Annotated in this window: 7 protein-coding genes; 5 read left to right on the top strand and 2 right to left on the bottom strand. The window is 69.3% G+C overall.

Features of this window, described 5'->3' with window-relative positions; all coding sequences use genetic code 11:
- From AOK24_RS33545 to AOK24_RS33525, 5 genes are all read left to right on the top strand, one after another.
- Positions 1–203: hypothetical protein (locus tag AOK24_RS33545; RefSeq protein WP_159052069.1), on the top strand; the 203-nt coding region annotated here is incomplete at its 5' end.
- A gap of 169 nt (positions 204–372) precedes the next feature.
- A complete protein-coding gene (locus AOK24_RS33540; protein ID WP_055723781.1) occupies positions 373–1,752 on the top strand; it encodes an aspartate aminotransferase family protein in 1,380 nt (459 codons plus the stop codon).
- Between the two features lie 181 nt (positions 1,753–1,933).
- Entirely contained in the window at positions 1,934–2,638 is a 705-nt protein-coding gene (locus tag AOK24_RS33535; protein WP_055723780.1) for a GntR family transcriptional regulator, read from the top strand.
- Positions 2,635–5,067, top strand: coding sequence for a dolichyl-phosphate beta-glucosyltransferase (locus AOK24_RS33530; RefSeq protein ID WP_055723779.1), 2,433 nt, complete (start codon positions 2,635–2,637; stop codon positions 5,065–5,067). The genes AOK24_RS33535 and AOK24_RS33530 overlap by 4 nt, the downstream gene beginning before the upstream one ends.
- Before the next feature lie 71 nt (positions 5,068–5,138).
- Positions 5,139–5,789 carry a hypothetical protein gene (locus AOK24_RS33525; RefSeq protein ID WP_055723778.1) on the top strand — a complete coding sequence of 217 codons (651 nt, stop codon included), beginning with the start codon at positions 5,139–5,141 and terminating at the stop codon, positions 5,787–5,789.
- 6 nt (positions 5,790–5,795) lie between these two features.
- Here the strand turns inward: AOK24_RS33525 and AOK24_RS33520 are convergent, their stop codons facing one another.
- Together AOK24_RS33520 and AOK24_RS33515 are read right to left on the bottom strand one after the other, a co-directional pair.
- Positions 5,796–6,086: a hypothetical protein gene (locus AOK24_RS33520; protein WP_055723782.1), complete on the bottom strand. Its 291-nt coding sequence runs from the start codon at positions 6,084–6,086 to the stop codon at positions 5,796–5,798.
- Positions 6,087–6,231: 145 nt separating this feature from the next.
- Positions 6,232–8,037: a bifunctional metallophosphatase/5'-nucleotidase gene (locus tag AOK24_RS33515; RefSeq protein ID WP_055723777.1), complete on the bottom strand. Its 1,806-nt coding sequence runs from the start codon at positions 8,035–8,037 to the stop codon at positions 6,232–6,234.
- Positions 8,038–8,342 lie beyond the last annotated feature (305 nt).

The raw sequence follows: 8,342 nt of genomic DNA, 5'->3' as shown, positions 1-8,342 counted from the left end.
CCTCCACCCCCGCCACCTCCTCCACCGTCTCCGCGCCGACCGCGAAGATCCTCAAGAGCGGCCCCAGGGAGTGGACCGCGAGCTCCGCGGAGTGTTCCGTGCGGGCCAACTTCTGGACGGAGCAGACGAGGTTCTACCACTTCTGCAGGTACAAGGACGGCTCGGACGGGTTCAAGGCCGGCTGGTGGGTCTGGGAGTACTGAGCGAGGTCCGGCACCGGGCGCGCGGGTAGTACCCCTGTACTACGCGGGTACTACCCCCGCGCCTGGCCCCTCCCCGCCCCTCACCCCCGACAACCTGTCGCGGATTCCTCACCCCCACAGCACAGGACGCCGATACCTTTCCGCATCGCGGACATTTACGCTCACTCCCATGACCCTTGAGACCGACCCCCAGGCAGGCGCCGCAGTGAAGGCGGCGGACCGTGCGCACGTCTTCCACTCCTGGTCCGCCCAGGACCTCATCGACCCGCTCGCCGTGGCCGGCGCGCAGGGGTCGTACTTCTGGGACTACGACGGGAACCGGTACCTCGACTTCACGAGCGGCCTCGTCTTCACGAACATCGGCTACCAGCACCCGAAGGTCGTCGCGGCGATCCAGGAGCAGGCGGCCCGGCTCACCACGTTCGCACCGGCGTTCGCGGTCGAGGCCCGCTCGGAGGCGGCCCGGCTGATCGCCGAGCGGACCCCCGGCGACCTGGACAAGATCTTCTTCACCAACGCGGGCGCGGACGCGGTCGAGCACGCCGTCCGCATGGCGCGGGTGCACACCGGCCGGACCAAGGTCCTCTCGGCGTACCGCTCGTACCACGGGGGTACGCAGCAGGCCGTCAACCTCACGGGGGACCCCCGCCGCTGGGCCTCCGACAGCGCCTCCGCCGGGGTCGTCCACTTCTGGGCCCCCTACCTCTACCGCACCCGGTTCTACGCGGAGACCGAGGAACAGGAGACCGCGCGCGCCCTGGAGCACCTGGAGACGACGATCGCCTTCGAGGGCCCGGCGACGATCGCCGCCCTGATCCTGGAGACGATCCCCGGCACCGCCGGCATCATGGTCCCCCCTCCGGGCTACCTCTCGGGAGTGAGGGAGCTGTGCGACAAGTACGGCATCGTCTTCATCCTGGACGAGGTCATGGCCGGGTTCGGGCGGACCGGCGAGTGGTTCGCCGCCGGCCTCTTCGGCGTCGTACCGGACCTGATGACCTTCGCGAAAGGCGTCAACTCGGGGTACGTCCCGCTCGGGGGCGTGGCCATCTCGGGGGAGATCGCGGAGACGTTCGCCAAGCGGCCGTACCCCGGAGGTCTGACGTACTCGGGTCACCCTCTGGCGTGTGCGGCGGCGGTCGCGACGATCAACGTGATGGCCGAGGAGGGCGTCGTCGAGAACGCGAAGCGGCTCGGCGCTGACGTCGTGGGCCCGGCGCTGCGGGAGCTGGCCGCGCGGCACCCGAGCGTCGGCGAGGTCCGCGGGGCCGGCATGTTCTGGGCGCTGGAGCTGGTGAAGGACCAGGAGACGCGCGAGCCGCTGGTGCCGTACAACGCGGCCGGCGAGGCGAACGCGCCGATGGCCGCCTTCGCCGCCGCCGCGAAGAAGAACGGCCTGTGGCCCTTCGTCAACATGAACCGCACCCACGTCGTCCCGCCGTGCAACGTCACCGAGGAGGAACTGAAGGAGGGCTTCGCGGCGCTGGACGCGGCACTCTCCGTGGCCGACGAGCACACGAGCGGGTACTCGGCCGGGCACTCCGCGTAGTCCTGGGGTCGTAGCGGGGTACCCCTGAGGGGGTATCGCGCGATTAGGCCTTCTTGCGATTCGAACGCGTAAGGTGGCGTGCTCGTAGGTATAGGCGAGTACGTCACCCCACGGGCTCCGGCGACACCCCGCCGGCCGGCCGCGCGTCGAACGTGACGAAGGACGAAGGAGGCCCCCGACCATGTCCGCCGGCAGCGGCAACGGCGCCGTGACCCGCAGCACTCTGCGGCAGCAGATCGCCGAGGCCCTTCGCGACGAGGTGCTGGGGGGCCGGCTCCAGCCGGGCCAGGAGTTCACGGTCAAGGAGATCGCCGAACAGTACGGGGTCTCCGCGACCCCGGTCCGCGAGGCGCTCGTGGACCTCTCCGCGCAGGGGCTGCTGGAGGCCGACCAGCACCGGGGGTTCCGGGTCCACGAGTACTCCGCGGCGGACTACCGGGAGATGGTCGAGGCCCGCGCACTCGTCATGGGGGGCATGTTCCTGGCCGCCGAGAGGGACCGGGCCAAGCTGCGCGATCCGAGGGACCCGGGGGTGGCCGCGGCGATCGCCGGGGTACGCCGCAGGGGTGAGGAGGCGCAGCGGGCCGCCGCGGCGGGTGACCTCACCGTACTCATCGGGTACGACCTGCGGTTCTGGCGGGAGCTGAGCATCCTCTTCGGCAACCCCTACCTCGCGGACTTCCTCAACCGGCTGCGCGTGCAGTCCTGGGTGTGCGCCGTCCAGCACCTGCGCCGCCTCACCGATCTGCGCGGCCACCTCTGGGCCCACCACACCGACCTCATCGACGCCCTCGCCGGCCACGACACGGCCACGGCGCGGGCGCTCCTCGACGCGTACAACAGGGACTCGGTGGCGCTGATCGAGCGACTGGCCACCGCCGGATGAGCCGGACGGAAACGGGTGAGAAAACGGTTACAGAAAACGTCGACCTCTCCGTCGTCGTCCCCGCCTACAACGAGGAGCACCGCCTCGCCCCCACCCTCGACGCCGTCACCGCCCACCTCGACCGGACCCCCTCCCGTTCCTGGGAGTTGATCGTCGTCGACGACGGCTCGACCGACGCCACCGCCGCCCTCGTCACCGAGCGCGCGGCGGCCGATCCCCGCGTCCGTCTCCTCAACTCCCCCCGGAACAAGGGCAAAGGGCACGCCCTCCGGCTCGGGGTCGCCGCCTCCCGGGGCCGCCGCGTCCTCGTCACGGACGCCGATCTCGCCACTCCCGTCGAGGAGTTGGAGCATCTGGAGAAGGAACTGACGGACGGCGGCGCGGCGATAGCCTCCCGCTCCGCCCCCGGTGCCACCGTCGAGGCCCGCCCCGACCGGCTGCGCCAACTCCTGGGCAGCGCGGGCAACTTCCTCATCCGCCGCACCACCCTCCCCGGCATCCGCGACACCCAGTGCGGCTTCAAGCTGTACGACGGCGAGGCCGCCCGCGACGCGTACGCCGGCTCCCGCCTCGACGGCTGGGCGACCGACGTCGAGGTCCTGCGCCGGCTGCGTCAAGGCGGCCGTACGGTCACCGAGGTCCCGGTGCGCTGGGCGCACCAACCGGGTTCGAAACTCCGCCCGTTGGACTACCCGCGCTTCCTCGCCGACCTGATACGCCTGAACCGTTCCGGCGTCCTGGCCGCGCTGCTGTTCCTCGCGTTCTCGGTGATCCTGTACTCCGGCCGCCTCTTCGACCCGGACGGCCGCTACCTCACCGACTCCCTCCAGGACCAGAACCAGTGGGAGTGGTTCTTCGCGGTGACGGCGGACAACGTCGCGCACCTGCGCAACCCCCTCTTCACCGACCTCCAGGGCTACCCCGACGGCGTCAACCTCATGGCGAACACGGTCATGTTGGGCCTGTCGGTGCCCCTGACCCCCGTAACTCTCCTGCTGGGCCCGGCGGTTGCGCTCAGCCTCTGCATGACGCTGGGCCTCGCGGCCACGGCCATCGCCTGGTATCGCCTGCTGGTCACGCGAGTTGTGCGCCACCGACCGGCCGCGTTCCTCGGCGCGGCCCTCGCCGCGTTCGCGCCGCCGATGGTGAGCCACGCCAACGCGCACCCCAACTTCGTCGTCCTGTTCATGATCCCGCCGATCGTCGAACGCGCTCTGCGGCTGTGCGAGGGCACCCGGCCGACGCGGAACGCGATCGCGCTCGGCCTGATGGCGGCCTACCAGTGCTTCCTGGGCGAAGAGGCCCTGCTGCTGGCCGCGTTGGGGATGACCGTCTTCGCCGTCGGGTACGCGGTCGTACGGCCGGACGTCGCGCGGCGGGCGGCGCCGGGGCTGCTGCGGGGGCTCGCGGTCGCGGCGTCGGTGTGCCTGCCGCTCGTCTGCTACCCGCTGCTGTGGCAGTTCCACGGGCCGCAGAGCTACACGGGGATCGACCACGGCACGAACGCCGGCAACAGCCCGCTCGCGCTGCTGTCGTTCGCCGAGCGCTCGCTGATCGCCGGGGACGCGACGCGGGCCGACGTACTCTCCCTCAACCCGACCGAGCAGAACGCCTTCTACGGCTTTCCGCTGGTGCTGCTGGCGCTCGCGGTCACGGTGCTGCTGTGGCGTAGTACTCCGGTGGTACGGGTCCTGGGGGCCACCGCGTCCGTCGCCGCGCTGCTGTCCCTCGGTCCCCGGATCGGCGTACCTCTCACGGATGTGGTCCTCCCTGGTCCCTGGGCGCTGTTCGGGCGGCTCCCGCTGTTCGACTCAGTGATCGAGGGGCGGGTGGCGATGGTCTGCGCGCCCGTCCTCGGGATGCTGGTCGCGATCGCCGTGGAGCGGCTGGCCCGGCGGCCCCGCCGGGAGCGGTACGCCGGGCTCGCGGCGGTCTGCGTCGCGCTGCTGCCGCTGGTACCGGCGCCGCTCACGTCCGAACCCCGGGCCGCCGTACCCGCGTTCTTCACGGACGGCGCCTGGAAGGCGTACGTACGGGGTGGGGAGACCCTCGTACCCGCACCTCTGGCGGACCCGCAGGACGCCGGGGCGCTGCGCTGGCAGGTCGTCGCGGGGCTGGGCTTCCGGATGCCCGGCGGGTACTTCAACGGGCCGTACGGGGACGGGGACCGGAGCGGGGTGTACGGGGTTCCGCTGAACTTCACCTCGGCGCTGTTCTCCGACGTCCGTGTTACCGGTGTAGTACCTGTGGTGGACGCGGCGGCGCGGCGGCAGGCGCGGGCCGATCTCGCCGGGTGGCGGGCGGGGGCGCTGGTCGTACCCCCAGGGAGGTACGCCGAGCAGCTGCGTGAGACCGTGGAGAAGCTGGTGGGGCGGCCCGGTGAGCGGGTGGGCGGCGTATGGGTATGGGACCTGCACGAGGGGAGCTGACGGAAGCGGCAGCGACTACCCTTCCCTGACCGGACGAGTGCGCTGGGTGACTTCGGAAGAGGAGTACTTCTTTGGCCTGTGACCTGTGGCTGGTACCGCTCGTGGACGTGTTGTGCCACACCCCCGACAACCCGTTCGCGGACGAACTCGCGCAGTACAACAACGTGCTCGCCGAGAGCGGGCTCCCGCCGGTGCCGGTGTACCAGTACATGCCGGGCCTGTCCGGAGAGGTCGCGCCGGTGGCGGGGTTCGACTACGACGCGCTGCATTTCCTGCGGCGCGTCTACCTGTTGCAGGTGTGCGGTCTGCCGGTGACGCCGGTCGGTGAACTCGGCGGGGACTACGAGCAGTTGCTGGAGATGTTCGAGGGGACCGCGCAGCAGTCGCACCTGGTGTGGCACTACGACCACGCGGGCGCGTACGTGCCGGTGGATTTCCCGGCGCCGCTGTCCAACGACGAACTCCTCGCCGGGGGCGGCCCGTTGGGCTCCTCGCAGGCGCTGCTGCGGGAGCTGGAGTACGTCGCCCCCGCGATCGGCATCGATCCGGCCAACCCGCCGGCGCCACCGCAACCCCCGTCCGCGCCGACGGAGTTGGAGGAGCCCGCCGGACCGGCGCCGTACGATCCCAGCCCCTTCGCCCGCGAGCGGCACGTGTGGCTGGGGCTGCACGCTGCGGCGACGCGGAGCCTGGCGCAGGGGTCGATGATCGTGTTCAGCTGAGCGGGGTCACGTGAGCTGGGAGAGGCCCCTCGCGAGGTCCTCCCGGTTCATGACCGGGGTCACGTCGATCTCGGCGCCGAAGTCGAGGAAGAAGGACTCGCCGATCTTCGGCATCTCGGAGCTGTCCTGGATGTCGAGGACGAGGTAGGCCGTGCGGCGGCCGTGGTCGAGGGTGAAGTAGGCGGCCTCCGGGTCGAGTTGACCGAGCGCCTCCTCCATCAGCTGGGGCATCTTGCCGGTGCGGATCGCGTCGTTGGCCCGTTCGGTGTCGAGTGACGCCTTGAGAAGTACACGCATGACACTCACCTTCTCGGTCAGAAGTATCATATGCCCGAAAAGGTTTATTTGTGAGGTCGGGAGGGCACAGGGGTCACCCGTCGGAAGGGCACGGGGCCGCCCGTCCGGACGGCCCCCTACCTGAGAGGTAGCTCTCCGGTACGGCTCAGAACACCGGCGTCCCGCCCTGCGTCAGCTTCCAGTTGACGTCCGCGAAGTCCGCCGGGTCCAGCGTCTTCTTCGTGGTCACGTAGTCGATCATCAGCTGCCGGATCTCGTTCGTGGAGCTGTACGCGATCTCGGCGGCGGCGATGTGCGGGTACCCGGAACCGCCGTTCGCCCGGTAGTTGTTGACCGCGACGACGAACACCTGGTCGTCGGCGACCGGCTTCCCCCCGTACGAGAGGTTCTTGATCCGGGACCCCTCCGGCTGCGCGATGTCGATCTCGTAGTCCACGCCGGCCGCCGTGTCGTACATGTAGTCCCAGAAGCTGTTGGCGTTGGTGAGGGTGGCGGTATCCACCTTCGTCCCGCTCGGCACCTGGTGGTAGTACTTCGCCGCGTACTCCAGGTAGTCCTTGAGCTGTACGCCGGTGAGCTTCTTCCCGTACAGGGTGTTGTCGTAGATGTAGAGCCCGGCGATGTCCTTGATGGTGACCGAGCCCTGCGGAATGTCGGCGGTGCGGCTGAAAGGCGCGGCGACGGAAATCAGCGGGAGCGCGGCATCCGCGGCGGAAAGTCCCGCTTTCACGCTGTCGATCTGGACCTGGTGGATGAAGTCCATGATCGGGACGTCCTTCCAGCAGGAATCGGCGGCCGAGAGGTCGGCGGTGCAGGTTCCCACCGCGGTGTTGACGTACTTCACGACCAATTCGTGGTCCGCTTCGAGGAGTTTCTTGATCTCCGGGTCCTCGTCGACGTTCTTCGGGTCGAGCGTGGTGGCGGTCTTCTTCGTGACCTTCCACTGTCCGCGTACCCATTCGACCTCGAAGTCGAAGACGCTGAGCCGGTATCCCCAGCAATAGGGTTCCGAGAGGAGGACGTCCTCGCCGGTCTCCTCGTTCGTCACGGTGTACGACGGCACCTCGACGTGTGTGTGGCCGACGAGGATCGCGTCGATGCCGGGGACCTGCTGGGCGACCAGGTTGGAGGCGTTCTCCACGTACGGCAGCTCGTCGCCGTACGACGACGAGCCGTCCAGACCGGAGTGGTCGGTCAGGAAGACGACGTCGCAGCCGAGGGCGCGCAGCCGGGGGACGAATTTCTTCGCCTGCTCCACCAGGCCGGGGAACACCATTTTCCCGCTGACGTTGTCCTTGTCCCACAGGGCGATTCCGGGATTCGTCAGACCGAGAATGCCGACCTTGATGTCCGGGGCGCCGGGGACGCGGATGCGCTTCACCGCGTACGGCTGGAAAGCGGGCTTGAGGGTCTTCGCGTCGAGCGCGTTCGCGCCGAGCAGCGGGAAACGGCACTGCTTCTCGAACTTGCGCAGGGTGTCGATTCCGTAGTTGAACTCGTGGTTCCCGAGCGCGGCGGCGTCGTACCGCATGTGGTTCATCGCGACGGCCATCGGGTGCTTCGGGCCGCCCTTCTCGGTGATCGGTGCGACGCGGGCGAAGTAATAGGCGAGCGACGTTCCCTGGATGATGTCGCCCGCGTCGACGAGGAGAACTCTCTCCTCGCCTTTCGCTTTCCGCTGCTCCTTGATGAGGGTGGCCACCCGGGCTACCCCTACAGAGTTACCTTTGCTGTCGCTGTACGCGGCATCCTTGTAGTAGTCCCAGTCGAATACGTGGCTGTGCAGGTCCGTCGTGCCGAGAATCGAGAACGACCATTTCTTCGTCCGGCACTTCTCAGGTTGTGCCGCCTGCGCGGCCGGTGCGCCCACCGCGCCCGCGGCGGCGACCGCGGCACCGGTGACGGCCGACTTCTGCATGAACTGACGTCGGTTCCAAGGGGACTTGGGCATGAGGGGGCTCCTGGAGCGCGCGAGGGGTACGGGTATGACTACCCGCGTAGATGCTTGCGGCCCTTGAGTTCGAGGCGGAACCAGGAGATGGCCATGGGCGGGTCAAGGATGGGATACGGGGGCGTAATTGATCGGATACTCTGAGTGGTGGCTGGTCTGTGTGGGCAGGGCGGGAGGGGCGCATCGTGGTGCCGGTGACAGGACGAGCGACGACGAGCGACATCGAGCCGCACGACTTCGAGGTGTTCCTGACGACCCTCGACGGGTTGGACGTACCCGGCTACCGGGCCGAGATCGTCCAGGGG

It is taken from the genome of Streptomyces niveiscabiei (assembly GCF_001419795.1).
Lineage (GTDB): Bacteria > Actinomycetota > Actinomycetes > Streptomycetales > Streptomycetaceae > Streptomyces > Streptomyces niveiscabiei.
The sequence above is the reverse complement of the archived record's forward strand: the minus strand, read 5'-3'. Positions and strand labels throughout refer to the sequence as shown.